This window comes from Streptosporangium sp. NPDC049248 (assembly GCF_040678965.1).
Taxonomy (GTDB): Bacteria; Actinomycetota; Actinomycetes; order Streptosporangiales; family Streptosporangiaceae; genus Streptosporangium; species Streptosporangium fukuiense.
In genome coordinates this window covers 527,456-542,105 of sequence record NZ_JBFAQY010000002.1, presented here as the reverse complement: position 1 = coordinate 542,105, position 14,650 = coordinate 527,456, and the positions used below count along the sequence as shown (strand labels likewise).

Here is a 14,650-nt window from a genome sequence, read left to right as displayed (position 1 = left end):
CCCGTAAATGAAGTCACCTCCGCCGCCCCCCACCTTCGAAGGACTAAGGGCCCCCGGCTCGGGTCCGACGGATCCGCATCCCGACAAGCGCAAGAAGATGCCTTTCTGGGATCGGATCAAATTCCTCCTCATCCTGACGATCATCTACTTCATCCTGGTATGGAGCGAGATGGCCTCATTCGAGGGCATCATGACATTCCAGGACGCGATGATCACCACCGCTGTCGCGGCGCCGTGGATCTTCTGGCTCCTGGGAGCCGAGTTCCTGCGCCAGCTCCACTTCTTCGTCAGCGAGCGCTCCGCCGGATACAACAGGTTCTGGACGCGCGGTGTGTTCGGCGGCTTCGAGCGCTGGACCCATCGCCGTTTCTCCGACTGGAATCGCTTCAGGATGGCGCGCGCCATCAAGTGGCTGTTCTGGATCGCGGTGCTCGCCCTCATCCTCGGCGAGGTGCTGGACACCTCTCCCGCGCTCGCGCTGTTCCAGGCGCCCGCGCTGCTCTGGCAGGCGCTGCCGTACATGGCGCAGCTCGCCTTCGCGTTCTTCTTCATCGCCTTCCAGTTCATCGGCCTGTTCTGGCTGCTGTCGCGGGGCGGCGTGGAGACCTACTTCCCCGACGACATCAAGACCCGCTTCACCGACGTCTGGGGCCAGGACCACGTCGTCGAGCGGGTCAAGGAGAACATCGTCTTCCTGGAGCGGCCGGACGCGATCGAGGAGCGTGGCGGCTACGTGCCCAGCGGCCTGCTGCTGTGGGGCCCGCCGGGCACCGGCAAGACCCTGATGGCCGAGGCGGTGGCCGGGGAGACCGGCAAGCCGTACGTGTTCGTCGACCCCGGCGCGTTCGTCAACATGTTCATGGGCATCGGCATCCTGAAGGTGAAGTCGCTGTTCAGGAAGCTCCGCAAGCTCTCGTTGCGATACGGGGGCGTGATCGTCTTCTTCGACGAGGCCGACTCCCTCGGACGGCGTGGCTCGCTGGCGCAGCAGGGGCCCAGGGGCGGCCCCGGATTCTCCCCGCACGTCGCGGGGTGCCACGGATTCGGCTACCTCAGCGAGGACACCCGCTGGTTGCTGACCCGCAAGGGCGCGGCGGAGCGGGAGGAGCCGGACACCGGCCGCAGCCGCTTCATGATGGGTGGCATGGGTGGCGGGGGCGGCGACCCGGGCACGCTGCAGGCGCTGCTCACCGAGTTGTCGGGGCTGAAGAAGCCCCGGGGCATCGTCAACCGGCATGTGCGAAGACTCTTCGGCATGCGGCCCAAGCCGCCGCCGAAGTACCGGATCCTGGTCATGATGGCCACCAACATGCCCAACTCGCTGGACGAGGCGCTGCTGCGGCCGGGCCGCATCGACCGCATCTACAAGGTGGGCTACCCGTCGAAGGCGGGCCGGGTCCGCACCTACCGGGGCTACTTCGACAAGGTCGACCACGAGCTGACCGACGAGCAACTGGACAAGCTGGCGACGATCACGCCCTACGCCACCGGCGCCACGATCAAGGACCTGGTGAACGAGTCGCTGATCACCGCGATCCGCGACGGCCGGGAGGTCATCACCTGGTCGGACGTGACCAGGGCCAAACGGCTCAAGCAACTCGGGCCACCCGAGGACGTGGAGTACATCGAGCGCGAGCGGCACGCGGTCGCCGTGCACGAGGCCTGCCACGCCGTGGCGGCCTACCGCACCCGCTACCACCTTGAGATCGACATCGCCACGATAGAGAAGGGCGCCGATTATCTCGGCATGGTCGCGAGCATCAAGCCCGAGGACCAGTTCACCCGCTGGAAGTCCGAGCACGAGGCCGACATCATGGTCTCGCTCGCCTCGCTGGCCGGGGAGCGGATGTTCTTCGGCGAGGACAACTCCTCCGGCGTCTCGGGTGACCTGTTCTCGGCGACGTACCTCACCGCGCTGATGGAGGCGCACTGGGGAATGGGGCGCGGAGTGACCTCGGTGCCCGCGCTGCAGGAACTGGAGATCATGGGAGGCAAGTCGATGCCCAAGCCCGGTGGCGGCGGCATCGGCTTCACCAAGGCACCGGGGGGCGGGCAGCCGCCGGCCCCCGACGTGCTGGGTGAGCGCATCGAGTTCAACCTGGTGCGCCTGCTGGACCGGACCGAGGAACTGCTGCGGGAGCATCGGAGAGACGTCCTGTGCCTGGCCCACGCGCTCGAGACGCACAAGACGCTCAACGGTGACGACGTGGTCGCGATCCTGGAGCGGAGGCAGGGGCCGCTGGTCGACGGCTCGGTCTATCTCTCGGAGGACTTCTACGCCGAGATCGAGGAGTATCACCTGGAGGCGGCACGGGCGCATCGCGAGCACAGCCACGTGTCGCGCACCCTGCCCGTCCCGGCGGCCCAGCTCAGGCTCGAACCCGCCGTCGCGGTCGTGCAGGGAGCGGTGGTGATAGGCAACGGCAACGGCAACGGCAACGGCAACGGCGCCACGATGCCGGCCGGGCCGGACTTCGTGCCGTGGGGTGACGGCGGTCCGGTGCCCCGGCAGGCGTCGCCACCGCCCGTGCCGTCGCCGCACCCTCCGCCGTCCGGTGTTCCCGCGTCGCGGGGCGGGCGGCTGAAGGTGGTGCTCCTGGTCGTGGTCAGCCTGGTGGCGCTGGCGGCCTTCACGCTGCTGGGCGTGTACGCGCTCAATGGCGGAGGTGTCGTGCTGGGCGGGGCGGGCTCGCCGGAGTCGGGCACGCTCCCGGTGGTGCTCGTCGCCGTGCTGGCCGCGATCGTGGGAGCGGGCATCGTCGCCACGGTCACCCGGGGATCGCGGGCCGCCAGGGCCAGGGCCGAGGCCCAGCGTGACAGCGCCGTGGAACGGGCGCAGTTGCTCGCCGCGGCGATGGACCCCGAGGTCGCCATGCGAGTCCTCGGCTACAAGGGCACCGATGAGCGGCCCCCGCGCTGACGGTTCCGAACACGCACAGCCCGCCGGGCCGAGGCCGCGGGCGGGCTGTGCGGCCGGGAGGTTCCGGGGGAGCCAGCGAGCCGGTTCCCCCGAAAGGCCCGTCAGTCGAACTCGCCGTCCTTCACGCCGCCGACGAAGGCGTCCCACTCGCTCCGGGTGAACGCCAGAGCCGGGCCGCCCGGATCCTTGGAGTCGCGGACGAGGTAAAGCCGATCGGCGTCGGCCTTGTGTCGGGCGACGGCCGGATCACCGGGGACGACCGCCACCTCCACGCAGTCGCCTCCGTTGGTGCTGCGACCGCTCTTACGCCACTTGGCGCCGGACAGATCCATCGTGGACCCTCGCACTTTTTCTTCCTTCTACGGCTAGGGGGAGGAAAACCTTCTCGCCATCTGGGCGATGAAGGCCGCCGACTCCTCCTGGCCGAGTGCCATCTCGCAGAGGCTCTCGAACATGGAGGCGTATCGGCTGACCTGCTCCGGGTCGTCCGGCACGAGCCCGCTCGAGGCCTGCTCCAGATAGAGCAGGTCGGGAACCTCGGGCTCGGGGAAGCTGAGCAGGCAGAACTTGCCGTCCATCGCCGCGTGCGCCCCCGCGGAGAACGGGGCGACCCGGATCTCCACGTTGGGCAGCGCGCCGAGGTGGACGAGATGCTCCAACTGCTCCGACATGACGTCGCGCCCGCCGATCTGACGCCGGATCACTGCTTCGTCGAGCACCGCGACGAGGTGGATCGGGTCACCGGGTCCGTGTAGCAACCGCTGGCGCGAGATGCGTACGGAGACCGTCTCCTCGACCTGGGAGGGGGTCTGGACAATGGAGGTCGCCTCGATCACCGCGCGTGCGTACGGTTCGGTCTGCATCAGGCCGGGAACGACGAGCGGCTCGTACGAACGCACGAGCGACGCCTCCGCCTCCAGCCCGATGTAGGAGTCGAAGCCCGGTTTGAGGGCTTGGCGGTGGGGGTGCCACCAGCCTCGCCGCCGGGCCTCCACGGCCATCTGGATCAGGGAGTCACGCGCCTCCCCGGTCACGCCGTACACCTCGGTGAGGGCCGACACGTCCGAGGGGCGGGGACGGGTCAGGCCCGTCTCGTATCTCCAGACGGTGGTGTCGGTGGAGCCGATCCGCTCGGCCACCTCCACCCGTGTCAGCCCGCTGTCCTTTCGCAGACGGTTCAGTTCCGCCATCAGGCGGCGATGACGGGCCGTGGGGCTGCGTCGAGAAGCCACGCATCTACCTCCCTCCGTCCTTTGATGGCAAATCTGTGGAATCTCAACATGAGGTATTGCAGTCCTTGATAGAACAGTTCACCGTGAGTGAGTGTGCCATCTCAGAGGGCGATGTGCATGGGATATGCGTGTCGGGGAGTGAGGTCAACCATGACGACCGGACGGCAGGCCGTCTCACCTCGATCCACGGTGACCCTCAAGGGGGTTCCGGAGTCGGTGTCGATGGCGCGAAGCCGGGTCAGGGAGCTGCTGGGCGAGGGACACCCCGCGTCCGACGACGTCATCCTCCTGGTGAGCGAGGTGGTGACCAACTCCGTGCTCCACTCGGGGTCCGGAGGGGGCGGAGAGGTCGCGATGACCGTGGCGGTGGGATCGGCCGCGGTGCTGGTCGAGGTCTGTGACGCCGGGTCGGGCGCGTCGATGCCGCACGTGCGCAACGACCCCGAGGCGGAGGGTGGGCGAGGCATGTTCCTGGTGGACCTGCTCGCCGACAACTGGGGCGTCCAGGACGACGCTCCCGAGGGCGCCAGGACGCTCTGGTTCGAGGTCGTCTTCTGATCTCGGGACGGAGGGGGTGCGGCTCCTAAAATTTGGGCCTTTGCTAATCAACCTCCCTGTCTGACTCTCAGTGGAGGCACGCGACAACCCCCTAGAGTGCGTGCCCGAGGAGGACGCAGGTGAGACGCCGTCTGATAGTGGTGTTCGCCGCCCTGGCGCTGTTATGCCTTGGCATGACCGGGGCGGGAGCCTCGGCTGAGCCGTCACCGAACAGCCAGTACAAGGTCCAGGGACCGAGCACCCCTCAGCAGCGCAGCGAGATCGCGGCCACCGGTGCCGCGATCGATCAGGTCGATCCTGACTCGGTCGTGGTCACCGCCAGCGAGACCGAGGTCGCCGAGATCAAGAAACTCGGCCACACCGTCACGAAGATCCCCAAGTCCCTGTACCCGACCGGGCCCGAACAGCGTTCGGACTTTCCGTCGGCCGACTCCGGCTACCACAACTACGCCGAGATGACCGCCGCGGTGAACCAGATCGTCGCCGACCACCCGACGATCGCCCGCAAGATCAGTTATGGCACCTCGTACGAGGGGCGCGACCTGATCGCCGTCAAGATCAGCGACAACGTCGCCACGGACGAGAACGAGCCCGAGGTGCTGTTCACGCATCACCAGCACGCTCGCGAGCACCTGACCGTCGAGATGGCGCTCTACCTGCTCAACCTGCTCACCGACGGATACGCCACAGACAACCGCATCACCAACCTGGTCAACAATCGTGAGATCTGGATCATGCCGGACCTCAACCCCGACGGTGGCGAGTACGACATAGCCACCGGTTCCTACCGCTCCTGGCGTAAGAACCGGCAGCCCAACTCCGGCTCCTCGTCCGTGGGCACCGACCTCAACCGCAACTGGGGCTACAACTGGGGCTGCTGCGGAGGCTCCTCCGGCTCCGCCTCCAGCGACACCTACCGGGGTTCGGCGGCCGAGTCGGCTCCCGAGGTCAGGGCGGTGGCCAACTGGGTCCGCAGCAGGATCGTCGGCGGTGTGCAGCAGATCAAGGCGCACATCGACTGGCACACCTACGGCGAGCTGATCCTGTGGCCGTACGGCTACACCTACAACGACACCGGCCCCGGCCTGACCCAGGACGACCGTGACGCCCACGCGACCCTGGGCCAGAACATGGCCGCCACCAACAACTACACCCCCCAGCAGGCCAGCGACCTCTACATCACCGACGGCACGATCGACGACTGGCTGTGGGGCGTCTACAAGATCTTCAGCTACACCATCGAGATGTACCCGGTCTCCTCCTCGCCGGGCTTCTACCCCCCCGACGAGCAGATCGTCCCGCAGACCACCCGCAACCGCGAGGCCGCGCTCCGCTTCCTGGAGTACTCCGACTGCGTCTACCGCATCATCGGCAAGGAGTCGCAGTACTGCGGCACCGGCACCCCGCCGGTGACCGTCTACTCCGACGAGTTCGAAACGGCGGCCGGCTGGACGACCAACCCCTCGGGCACCGACACCGCCACCTCGGGCCAGTGGGAGCGCGGCGTCCCGCAGGCCACCACCTCCAGCGGCGCCAAGCAGCTCGGCACCACGGTCAGCGGCACCAACGACCTGGTCACCGGCAGGCTCGCGGGCACCGCGGCGGGCGACCACGACATCGACGGAGGAGTCACCAGCATCCAGTCACCGGCCATCACCCTGCCGTCGACCGGGACGCTGAACCTGTCGCTGTCGTGGTATCTGGCGCACGGTTCCAACTCCTCCACCGCCGACTTCCTGCGGGTGAAGGTCGTCGGCTCCACCACCACCCAGGTGTTCCAGCAGCTCGGCGCGGCCGCCAACCGCAACGGCGCCTGGGCGGTCGCCACGGCCGACCTCTCCGCCTTCGCGGGCCAGACGGTCCGCGTCCTGATCGAGGCCGCCGACGCCTCGGGTGCCTCCCTGGTGGAGGCCGGCATCGACAACGTCAAGATCACTCAACAACCCTGACCCCTTCGGGGCGCCTTCGCCGAGGGCGCCCCGAGCCCTTCACCGGCAGGCTCGGCGCCGGTCAGACGCGGCAGATGAGCTCGCCGTGGAGCACCGACAGCCAGCCGTCCCGCTCTCCTGCCCAGGCGTGCCAGCCCGCCGAGAGGCGGCGCAGGTCCTCCTCGGTGCTGCCCGAGGCGAGGGCCTGGCGGGCCATGTCGGACTTCAGGATCCGCTCGGCCCACATGCCGCCCCACCAGGCGCGGTCCTCGGGTGTGGCGAAGCACCAGGTCGAGGAGGTGGCCGAGACGTCGGTGAACCCCGCCGCGTGCGCCCAGGAGAGCAGTCGCCGCCCCGCGTCGGGCTCGCCGCCGTTGGCCCTCGCCATCCTCAGGTAGAGGTCCAGCCACTCGTCCAGTTCGGGCGTCTCGGGAAACCAGGTGAACGCGGCGTAGTCACTGTCGCGTACCGCGACGATCCCGCCCGGCCTGCAGACCCGCCGCATCTCGCGCAGCGCCGACACGGGATCGCCGACGTGCTGGAGCACCTGGTGGGCGTGGACGACGTCGAAGGTGTCGTCGGGAAAAGACAGCTCGTGCACGTCCGCCACGGAGAACTCGACGCCGGAGCGCCCGCGCCGCTCCATCTCCGCGCGGGCCAGCCCGAGCGCCTCCTCGCTGATCTCGGCCGCGGTGACCGTGCCGGGCGCGACGCGCTCCGCCAGGTCGGCGGTGATGGTGCCGGGCCCGCAGCCCACGTCCAGCAGCGTCATACCCGCTCTCAGGTACGGCAGGAGGTAGGCCGCCGAGTTCTCCGCGGTACGCCACCTGTGGGATCTGAGCACCGACTCGTGGTGTCCGTGCGTGTACACGGCGCCCTTGGCTGTCATGGGAGACCTCTCCTTCTGTCCGTGCCCCCGACCGTAGCAGGAATCTCATATTTCAAGAAGAATTGTCTCATTATTTGGTCTAATTGTGTGGCCGTAACGGATTTCGCACCATTTCGTCGCTTGCTGTAACGGAGGAGGGCGCCCAGACTCAGATGGGATGTTCGCTGACACAATGGGGGTGATCCTCGTGCTCGAGGAGTTCAGCGCTCGCGAGACCTGGCCACTGGGGTGCACGCGCTGCGGGCACCTCTGGCAGGAGGAGTACCTCGTCCGTCACCTGACCGACGGGCACGGACACGACGTCGTGCTCTGGCTGAGGTCGGGCGTCATGGTCCAGCCGCCCTGGTCGGGAACGAACTGCCCCGCCTGCGGCTGTGACGGTGTCCGCGTCTTCCCGGTGGGTGCGCACCTCCAGGGGGGCACCCCACCCCCCGTCGCCCCCGCCCCCGCCCTCGAATCCGTCCCGGCTCCGGACCCCGCTCTGACAGCGATCCCCGCGCTGGGAGCCGGCGCCTCGCCCGCCAGGCCTCGGCCGCGTCGCCGCGTGTCGCAGCCGGTCCTGCTGGGCTCCCTCCTCGCGGTCGCGTTCCTGCTCTTCACGGGCTTCGAGCTCTTCGAACACATGCTGCCCCACCACTGAACCCGCCGCCCTGGACCGCCGGACCCCCGGGGGCGGGGATCCGGACGGGCACCGGGCGTCAGCGGGCGTCAGAGGCGGAAGCCCAGGTCGGGGACGATCTCGGCGACGTCCATCTGGGCCTTCTGCAGCCTGCCCGAGTAGTCCCAGTTCATCGCCTGCCAGCGGGTGAACTGGTCGAGAACCCACACCCCCGACTGGCGGCTGCCGTTGCCGGATCTGCCGTTGCCGCCGAAGGGCAGGTGAGCCTCCGCGCCGGAGGTGGAGTTGTTGACGCTCACCATGCCCGCGCCGATGCCGGCGCGGAAGCGGAACGCCGACTTCGGGTCGGTGGTGTAGATGGAGGAGGAGAGCCCGTAGCCGGGAAGGTTGGCCAGCTCGACGGCCTCCTCCAGGGTGTCGAAGGCGGTCACGCCGACGATGGGGCCGAAGGTCTCCTCAAGGAAGAGCCGGTCGTCGGGGCGGACCCCGTCCACGACCACCGGGTGGTAGTAGAGGCCGCCCTCCCCGGTGAAGCCGGCGCGCGGGTTGTCCGGGGTGATGCGTCCGGTGGGGCCGGAGACGACGGTGTGGTGCGGCTGGATCCAGCCCAGGTACTCCTCGTAGCGTGAGGCGAACCTCTCCTCGAGCAGCGGGCCGCAGAGCACGTCCCCGGCGGGGTCGCCGATCGCCGCCTCCGCCACGGCGCGCGCGTACCGGCGGAGGAACTCCTCGTGGACGCTCTCGTGCACGATCACCGTGCCGAGTGACGTGCAACGCTGCCCGGCGGTGCCGAAGCCCGCGAACAGCGCACCCTCCACGGCCAGGTCCAGGTCGGCGTCCGGCATCACCACCATCGGGTTCTTGCCGCCCAGCTCCAGGCAGGGGGACTGCAGGTGGCGCCCGCACAGCTCGCCGACCGCGCGGCCCACCGCGGTGGATCCGGTGAACCCGACCTTGTGCACCGTGCCCTCGGCCAGCGCCGACTCCAGGCCCTCGAACGTCGTGGCGCCGTCGGCGAGGACCAGGTTCAGCACGCCGTCGGGCAGCCCGGCCGCCGTGAACAGCCGGTAGAGCGCGTGCGCGGAGGCCGCCGCGTACTCGGCGGGCTTCCACACCACCGCGTTGCCGCACAGCAGCGCCGGGACCAGGTACCACGACGGCACCGCGACCGGGAAGTTTCCCGCCGTGATCACCGCGGCCACTCCCACGGGGACCCGGAAGGTGAACAGGTTCTTGTCCGGCATCTCCGAGGGGACCGTCTGCCCGTACAGCCGCCTGCCCTCGCCGAGGAAGAAGTCGCAGGTGTCGACGATCTCGCGCACCTCGCCCAGCGCCTCGGCGTACGGCTTGCCGATCTCGCGGGTGACCAGGCGGGCCAGTTCCTCGGCGTTGGCCTCCACCAGCCGCCCGATCGAGGCGATCACCCGCCCCCGGACGGGCGCGGGAACCCGGGACCACTCCCGCTGGGCCGCGGTGGCCGTGCGGCACGCGGAGGAGAACGTGCTCGCGTCCGCCAGCCGGACCCGCGCGACCACCTCGTCCAGGCGAGCCGGGTTGACCGACTCGTAGGCGGTGCCGTTGGATGCTTCTTTTCCGCCGATGACGGAGACGATCTCGCTGGTCACCTTCGACCTCCCGGTATGGACCTGTGACCGCATTCTCCCCGCGAAGGACGAGGCCGTCACATCATCCGGAAGTCGGCGAAGTCGAAACCCGGGGACACGACGCAGCTCACCAGTACGGCCTCGTCGCCGGCGGGGCGGGCGGCCTGCCAGGTGCCGCCGGGCACCACCGTCTGCGGGACCTGGCCCTCCTCCACCAGCGGACCCAGGGTAACGGAGTGGGCGGGCTGGCCCTCGTGGCCGCCGAGGGTCAGTGTCAACGGGCCGCCCCGGTGCCAGAGCCACACCTCGTCGGAGGCGACCACGTGCGGGCGCGACTCCTCGCCGGGCCCCAGCAGGAAGTAGATCCCCGTCGCGGTGGCCCGCGCTCCGGTGTACCCGGGCGGGGTGAGGTCGACGGAGGTTCTCCAGGTCTCGCGGAACCAGCCGCCCTCGGGGTGCGGCAGCAGGTCCAGGGTCTCGGCGAGCGGAGGACGGGAAGGAGTCGTCATCGCACCGATTCTAGGGACCCGGCTCCCTCGGACGGGCCGTGCGAGGTTCGTGCGAGCACCGACGTGTCGCCGGCGTGGGGCGGTATCGGGACGGTGTCGGGACGGTACGGGCGCATCCGCGGCGAAGCCGTCTGGACGGCCGACGGGACGGGCGCGCGCGAGGGTGCGCGTACGGGGCGCGACGGGGGTCGCCGCTCGGTGCGGGAGTCACCGGGGGGACGGAGATCGTCCTGCGGGGTGAGTGGTCCGGATTTGTCGGAGGGGTTGGCTAGGTTCGGTCCGTGATCGAACGGTGGAACCGGGATCAGGTGCTGGCGCTCGCGCCCGACGCCTCGTCCCAGAAAGCGGCCGGGACAATTTCCTCCCCCAGAAAGTGGTCGGGGACCGGAGTCACCGCCGACGCGGTGTGGGGTGAGTGCGCGGGCAGCGGCTCCAAGCCCTACCGGGCCTGCGTCGACCTGTCCGAGCCCGCCTACCGGTGCACCTGCCCCAGCAGGAAGTTCCCGTGCAAGCACGCTCTCGGCCTGCTGCTCCTGTGGTCGGCCGACGGCGTCCCCGCCGCGGAGGAGGTCGCCGACTGGGTGGGCGAGTGGCTCGACGGGCGGCGCGGCCGCGCGGCCAGGGCGGCGGAGGCCGGGGCGACCCGCGCCGCCAGGTCCGCCGAGGCGCCTCCCGCCGACGGCCGCCGGGCCGCGCTGCGCGAGCAGCGCGTGAGTGCCGGTCTGTCGGATCTGGAGCGCTGGCTCGCCGACCAGGTCAGGCAGGGCCTCGCCGGAGCACGGCGCCACGACCAGTGGGACGACCTGGTCAAGCGCCTGATCGACGCCCAGGCGCCCGCTGTCGCGGGCTCGCTGTCGCGCCTGCCCGCCGTGCTGGACGGCGATGACTGGCCCGCCCGCCTGCTCAGCGAGTACGCGCTGCTGCACCTGCTCTGCGTGGCCCACCGCAACCTCGCGGCTCCGGCCGGCGAGAGGACCGGCGAGGAGGTCGGCGCCGGTCCGGTCGCCGGCCCGGGGGGTGTGCCGGAGGCCGGGCCCGCGGGGCTCCTGGAAAGGGTGCGTGACCGGGTCGGTTTCTCGGTGACGAAGGAGGAGGTGCTCGCCGGGGCGGTCGTCCGCGACCTGTGGGACGTGCTGGGACGGCGTGACGAGGAGCACGACCGGCTGATCGCGCGCCGGGTCTGGCTGCGCGGACGCCGGACGGGCAGGGCGGCGCTGGTGCTGTCGTTCGCGCCGGTCGGACAGGCCCTCGACGCCTCGCTCGTCACCGGCACGACCGTGGACGCCGACCTGGCGTTCTATCCCGGCTCGACTCCGCTGCGCGCGGTGGTCGCCGCCCGGCACGACGCCGCCCCGGCCGGCCCGCCGCCCGGCCGGAGCATCGAGCGGGCGCTGGACGAGGTGGCCGAGGCTCTGGCGGGCGATCCATGGCTCGACTCCTGGCCGCTCGTGCTGGAGGGGGTGACCCCCGCGGGGAGTGGTTCGCGGCTCCTGGCCGGGCCCTCCGGCGGGCTGCCGCTCCACCCGTCCGCGGGAACCCCGTGGCGGCTGGTCGCCACCTCGGGCGGCCATCCGCTGACCGTCGCCGTCGAATGGACCCCGAGGGGCCTGCGCCCCCTCACGACCTGGGATGAGAAAGGCCGGGTGATCGCCCTGTGAACGCCTCCGCCGACTGGGAGGAGCTGGTGTCCACCGCGCTCGTCGGGACCGACCGGCGCCCGCTGCCCGGGGAGGGGGCGAGCGAGGTCGAGTTGCTCGGGCGAGCGGCCGTGCACACGCTGCGGATGCGCGCCGGGCGGCGGCCGGTCGCCCCGGGCGAGCCGCCGAGTCTGGCGGCGCCCGAGGAGCAGCCGGAGGTCTCGCGCGCCGCGGGCGACCGGCTTGCCCGCGTTCTCGGTGGTGAGCAGCCGAGACTGCTCACCGAGTGGCTGGAGACCGCGGCCGGGCATGGATACCGCCTCTCACCCCATCTGCTGCCCGAGCTGCTCGACCACGCGGTCAGGGACAGGTCGATCCGGCCGTACCTCGGCGTCCTGGCGGGCAACCGGGGGCGCTGGCTGGCGGGGCTGAACCCGGCGTGGGGTTTCCTGCTCGAGGAGGTCACGGGAGTGGCCGCGACCGACCCTGCGACCGACTCTGGGCCGACCTCGCAGGTCTGGGAGTTCGGCACCTCGGGTGACCGTCGCGTCCATCTGGGCGAGCTGCGGGCGGCCGATCCGGCGAGGGCCAGGGAACTGCTCGCCGCCACCTGGGAGAAGGAGGGCCCCGACGACAGGGCGGCTTTCCTGGAGGCTCTCACCACGGGGTTGTCGCCTGAGGACGAGCCGTTCCTGGAGGCCGCGCTCGACGACCGCCGCCGCGAGGTCCGCCACCAGGCGTCCGACCTGCTCACCCGGCTCCCCGGATCGCGCCTGGCCCTGCGGATGGCAGAGCGCGCCGCCCGGTATGTCACCGTCGTCGGCGGTGAGATCCACGTCGACCCGCCGGTGGCCTGCGACAGTGCCATGGAGCGCGACGGCATCCGGGCGAAGGCGCCCCGGGGGACCGGCGAGCGGGGCTGGTGGCTGCAGCAGGCCGTGGCCCGCACCCCGCTCGGCGTCTGGCCCCGGCTGCTCGGCCGGCCGCCCGGGGAACTGGTCCGCATGAAGATCGTCGACTGGAACCGTGAGGTCATGGCCGGTTGGGTCAGGGCCGCCGTGCTCCAGGGTGACCCGGAGTGGGCACTGGAGCTTTTCGCCTGGGATCCGATCGCCGACCTGCTGGCCGCGCTGCCCCGGGACAGGCAGGAGATCGTCGCGGCCGACTTCGTACGGCGGCACGGTCTGGACGGCCAACTGATCATGGTTCTCGGCGGGGCCGCGGCCCCGTGGGGTCCGGCCCTGGCCACGGCGGTCCTCCAGAAGATCATCGATGTGTCCGGCACCCAGCCGTGGAATCTCGGCGAGCTGACCAAGCTCGCCGGTGAGCGCATCGATCCGGCACTGCACGACATGGCCGGGCGGCTCTCACCGGAGCCGCCCATCCAGGAGGTCGCCGCCCTCCTGCGTTTCCGTGACGACATGTTGAAGGAGCTCACACAGTGACAACGGTTCTGCGGGCCCACGCCGAAGACCAGTACGCCGAGGAACTGGCGGTCCTGGCCAAGGGCGACGACCGGGTCCGTCCGCCGGGCTGGAAGCTGTCACCCTGGGCGGTGACCACCTACATCCTCGGTGACGGCGACCAGATCACCCCCAAGTACATCGGGCCGCGGCGCATCGTCGAGGTGGCCGTGGCGACGCTCGCCACCGACCGCGCGCTGCTGCTGCTCGGGGTGCCCGGCACCGCCAAGACCTGGCTGTCGGAGCATCTGGCCGCCGCGATCAGCGGTGACTCCACGCTCCTCGTGCAGGGCACGGCGGGCACCGCGGAGGAGGCCATCCGCTACGGATGGAACTACGCCAGGCTGCTGGCCGAGGGGCCGTCCATGGAGGCGCTCACGCCGAGCCCGGTGATGCGGGCGATGGCCGAGGGACGGCTGGCCCGCGTGGAGGAGCTGACCCGGATGCCCTCCGACGTCCAGGACGCGCTGATCACCGTGCTGTCGGAGAAGACGTTGCCGATTCCCGAGCTCAACCGGGAGGTGCAGGCCGAGCGCGGCTTCAACATCATCGCCACCGCCAACGACCGTGACCGCGGCGTCAACGACCTGTCGAGCGCACTGCGCCGCCGGTTCAACACGGTCGTGCTGCCGGTGCCCGCCACCGCCGAGGAGGAGGTGGACATCGTCTCCCGCAGGGTCGGTCAGCTCGGCCGCTCCCTGGAACTGCCCGAGACCCTCACCGGGCTGGAGGAGATCCGCCGCGTCGTCACGGTCTTCCGGGAGCTGCGCACCGGCGTCACCGAGGACGGCCGCACCAAGGTCAAGTCACCCAGCGGCACGCTCAGCACCGCCGAGGCCATCTCCGTCCTCACCAACGGCATCGCGCTGGCCGCGCACTTCGGCGACGGGGTGCTCCGCCCCTCCGACGTGGCCGCGGGGATCGCCGGCGCGGTGATCCAGGACCCGGTCTCCGACCGCGTCGTCTGGCGCGAGTACCTGGAGACCGTGGTGCGCGAGCGCCAGGACTGGCGCGACTTCTACCGGGCCTGTCGTGACGCGGGCTGAGGCGGTGCCCCCCAGGAGGGGGCCGCTCCCGATCTCCGTCCCGGGCTCCGGTCCCGTATCGGGTGGCACACCGGTGATCAGGCCGCGCGGTCGCCATCGCGCCATGCCGCCGGTCGGTGAGACGGCTTCCTCACCTGGTTCCGGTCCCGTATCGGATGGCACGCCCGCGGTCACTCCGCGCGGTCGCCATCGCGTCACGCCGCCAGCGCCGCCGGTCGGTGAGACGGCTTCCTCGCCGGTCAGGG

General features: G+C 70.6%; 12 protein-coding genes. 7 read left to right on the top strand and 5 right to left on the bottom strand.

The features are described 5' to 3' along the window. The first annotated feature begins 7 nt into the window (after positions 1–7). Positions 8–2,920 carry an AAA family ATPase gene (locus tag AB0K21_RS06205; protein WP_364148247.1) on the top strand — a complete coding sequence of 971 codons (2,913 nt, stop codon included), beginning with the start codon at positions 8–10 and terminating at the stop codon, positions 2,918–2,920. A gap of 101 nt (positions 2,921–3,021) precedes the next feature. Here AB0K21_RS06205 and AB0K21_RS06200 read toward each other — a convergent pair whose 3' ends face one another. Together AB0K21_RS06200 and AB0K21_RS06195 are read right to left on the bottom strand one after the other, a co-directional pair. Continuing rightward, a complete protein-coding gene (locus AB0K21_RS06200) occupies positions 3,022–3,252 on the bottom strand; it encodes a DUF397 domain-containing protein (RefSeq protein WP_343979464.1) in 231 nt (76 codons plus the stop codon). Between the two features lie 33 nt (positions 3,253–3,285). Beyond that, positions 3,286–4,110, bottom strand: a complete 825-nt coding sequence (locus tag AB0K21_RS06195) for a helix-turn-helix transcriptional regulator (protein WP_343979438.1) — start codon at positions 4,108–4,110, stop codon at positions 3,286–3,288. 192 nt (positions 4,111–4,302) lie between these two features. On the opposite strand from AB0K21_RS06195, the gene AB0K21_RS06190 reads away from it, so the two are divergent. Together AB0K21_RS06190 and AB0K21_RS06185 are read left to right on the top strand one after the other, a co-directional pair. Then, complete coding sequence (locus tag AB0K21_RS06190; protein WP_343979442.1) at positions 4,303–4,710, top strand: ATP-binding protein; 408 nt, start codon at positions 4,303–4,305, stop codon at positions 4,708–4,710. A 119-nt stretch (positions 4,711–4,829) separates the two neighbouring features. Then, the gene (locus tag AB0K21_RS06185) at positions 4,830–6,659 is read left to right on the top strand and encodes a M14 family zinc carboxypeptidase (RefSeq protein ID WP_343979445.1); all 1,830 of its coding nucleotides are present in this window, start codon (positions 4,830–4,832) and stop codon (positions 6,657–6,659) included. 61 nt (positions 6,660–6,720) lie between these two features. Here the strand turns inward: AB0K21_RS06185 and AB0K21_RS06180 are convergent, their stop codons facing one another. Next, positions 6,721–7,527: a class I SAM-dependent methyltransferase gene (locus tag AB0K21_RS06180; protein WP_343979448.1), complete on the bottom strand. Its 807-nt coding sequence runs from the start codon at positions 7,525–7,527 to the stop codon at positions 6,721–6,723. A 157-nt stretch (positions 7,528–7,684) separates the two neighbouring features. Here AB0K21_RS06180 and AB0K21_RS06175 point away from each other — a divergent pair, with 157 nt between their 5' ends. Then, positions 7,685–8,167 carry a hypothetical protein gene (locus AB0K21_RS06175; RefSeq protein WP_364148242.1) on the top strand — a complete coding sequence of 161 codons (483 nt, stop codon included), beginning with the start codon at positions 7,685–7,687 and terminating at the stop codon, positions 8,165–8,167. A gap of 68 nt (positions 8,168–8,235) precedes the next feature. Here AB0K21_RS06175 and AB0K21_RS06170 read toward each other — a convergent pair whose 3' ends face one another. After that, positions 8,236–9,771, bottom strand: coding sequence for an aldehyde dehydrogenase family protein (locus AB0K21_RS06170; RefSeq protein ID WP_364148239.1), 1,536 nt, complete (start codon positions 9,769–9,771; stop codon positions 8,236–8,238). Between the two features lie 56 nt (positions 9,772–9,827). Further along, positions 9,828–10,259, bottom strand: coding sequence for a cupin domain-containing protein (locus tag AB0K21_RS06165; protein ID WP_343979457.1), 432 nt, complete (start codon positions 10,257–10,259; stop codon positions 9,828–9,830). Between the two features lie 281 nt (positions 10,260–10,540). On the opposite strand from AB0K21_RS06165, the gene AB0K21_RS06160 reads away from it, so the two are divergent. The 3 genes from AB0K21_RS06160 to AB0K21_RS06150 are packed head-to-tail and all read left to right on the top strand — an operon-like array spanning position 10,541 to position 14,405. Further along, complete coding sequence (locus AB0K21_RS06160) at positions 10,541–11,917, top strand: SWIM zinc finger family protein (protein ID WP_364148236.1); 1,377 nt, start codon at positions 10,541–10,543, stop codon at positions 11,915–11,917. Beyond that, positions 11,914–13,341, top strand: a complete 1,428-nt coding sequence (locus AB0K21_RS06155) for a DUF5691 domain-containing protein (RefSeq protein ID WP_343980116.1) — start codon at positions 11,914–11,916, stop codon at positions 13,339–13,341. Before AB0K21_RS06160 ends, AB0K21_RS06155 begins: the two co-directional genes overlap by 4 nt. Further along, the gene (locus AB0K21_RS06150) at positions 13,338–14,405 is read left to right on the top strand and encodes an AAA family ATPase (RefSeq protein ID WP_343980120.1); all 1,068 of its coding nucleotides are present in this window, start codon (positions 13,338–13,340) and stop codon (positions 14,403–14,405) included. Before AB0K21_RS06155 ends, AB0K21_RS06150 begins: the two co-directional genes overlap by 4 nt. The last annotated feature ends 245 nt before the right edge of the window (positions 14,406–14,650 follow it).

Excerpts from the sequence above, each read along its gene's own strand:
- AB0K21_RS06165 (WP_343979457.1), bottom strand. The coding sequence starts at position 10,259 with ATGACGACTCCTTCCCGTCCTCCGCTCGCCGAGACCCTGGACCTGCTG.
- AB0K21_RS06180 (WP_343979448.1), bottom strand. The coding sequence starts at position 7,527 with ATGACAGCCAAGGGCGCCGTGTACACGCACGGACACCACGAGTCGGTG.
- AB0K21_RS06195 (WP_343979438.1), bottom strand. The coding sequence starts at position 4,110 with ATGGCGGAACTGAACCGTCTGCGAAAGGACAGCGGGCTGACACGGGTG.
- AB0K21_RS06205 (WP_364148247.1), top strand. The coding sequence starts at position 8 with ATGAAGTCACCTCCGCCGCCCCCCACCTTCGAAGGACTAAGGGCCCCC.
- AB0K21_RS06200 (WP_343979464.1), bottom strand. The coding sequence starts at position 3,252 with ATGGATCTGTCCGGCGCCAAGTGGCGTAAGAGCGGTCGCAGCACCAAC.
- AB0K21_RS06190 (WP_343979442.1), top strand. The coding sequence starts at position 4,303 with ATGACGACCGGACGGCAGGCCGTCTCACCTCGATCCACGGTGACCCTC.
- AB0K21_RS06175 (WP_364148242.1), top strand. The coding sequence starts at position 7,685 with ATGTTCGCTGACACAATGGGGGTGATCCTCGTGCTCGAGGAGTTCAGC.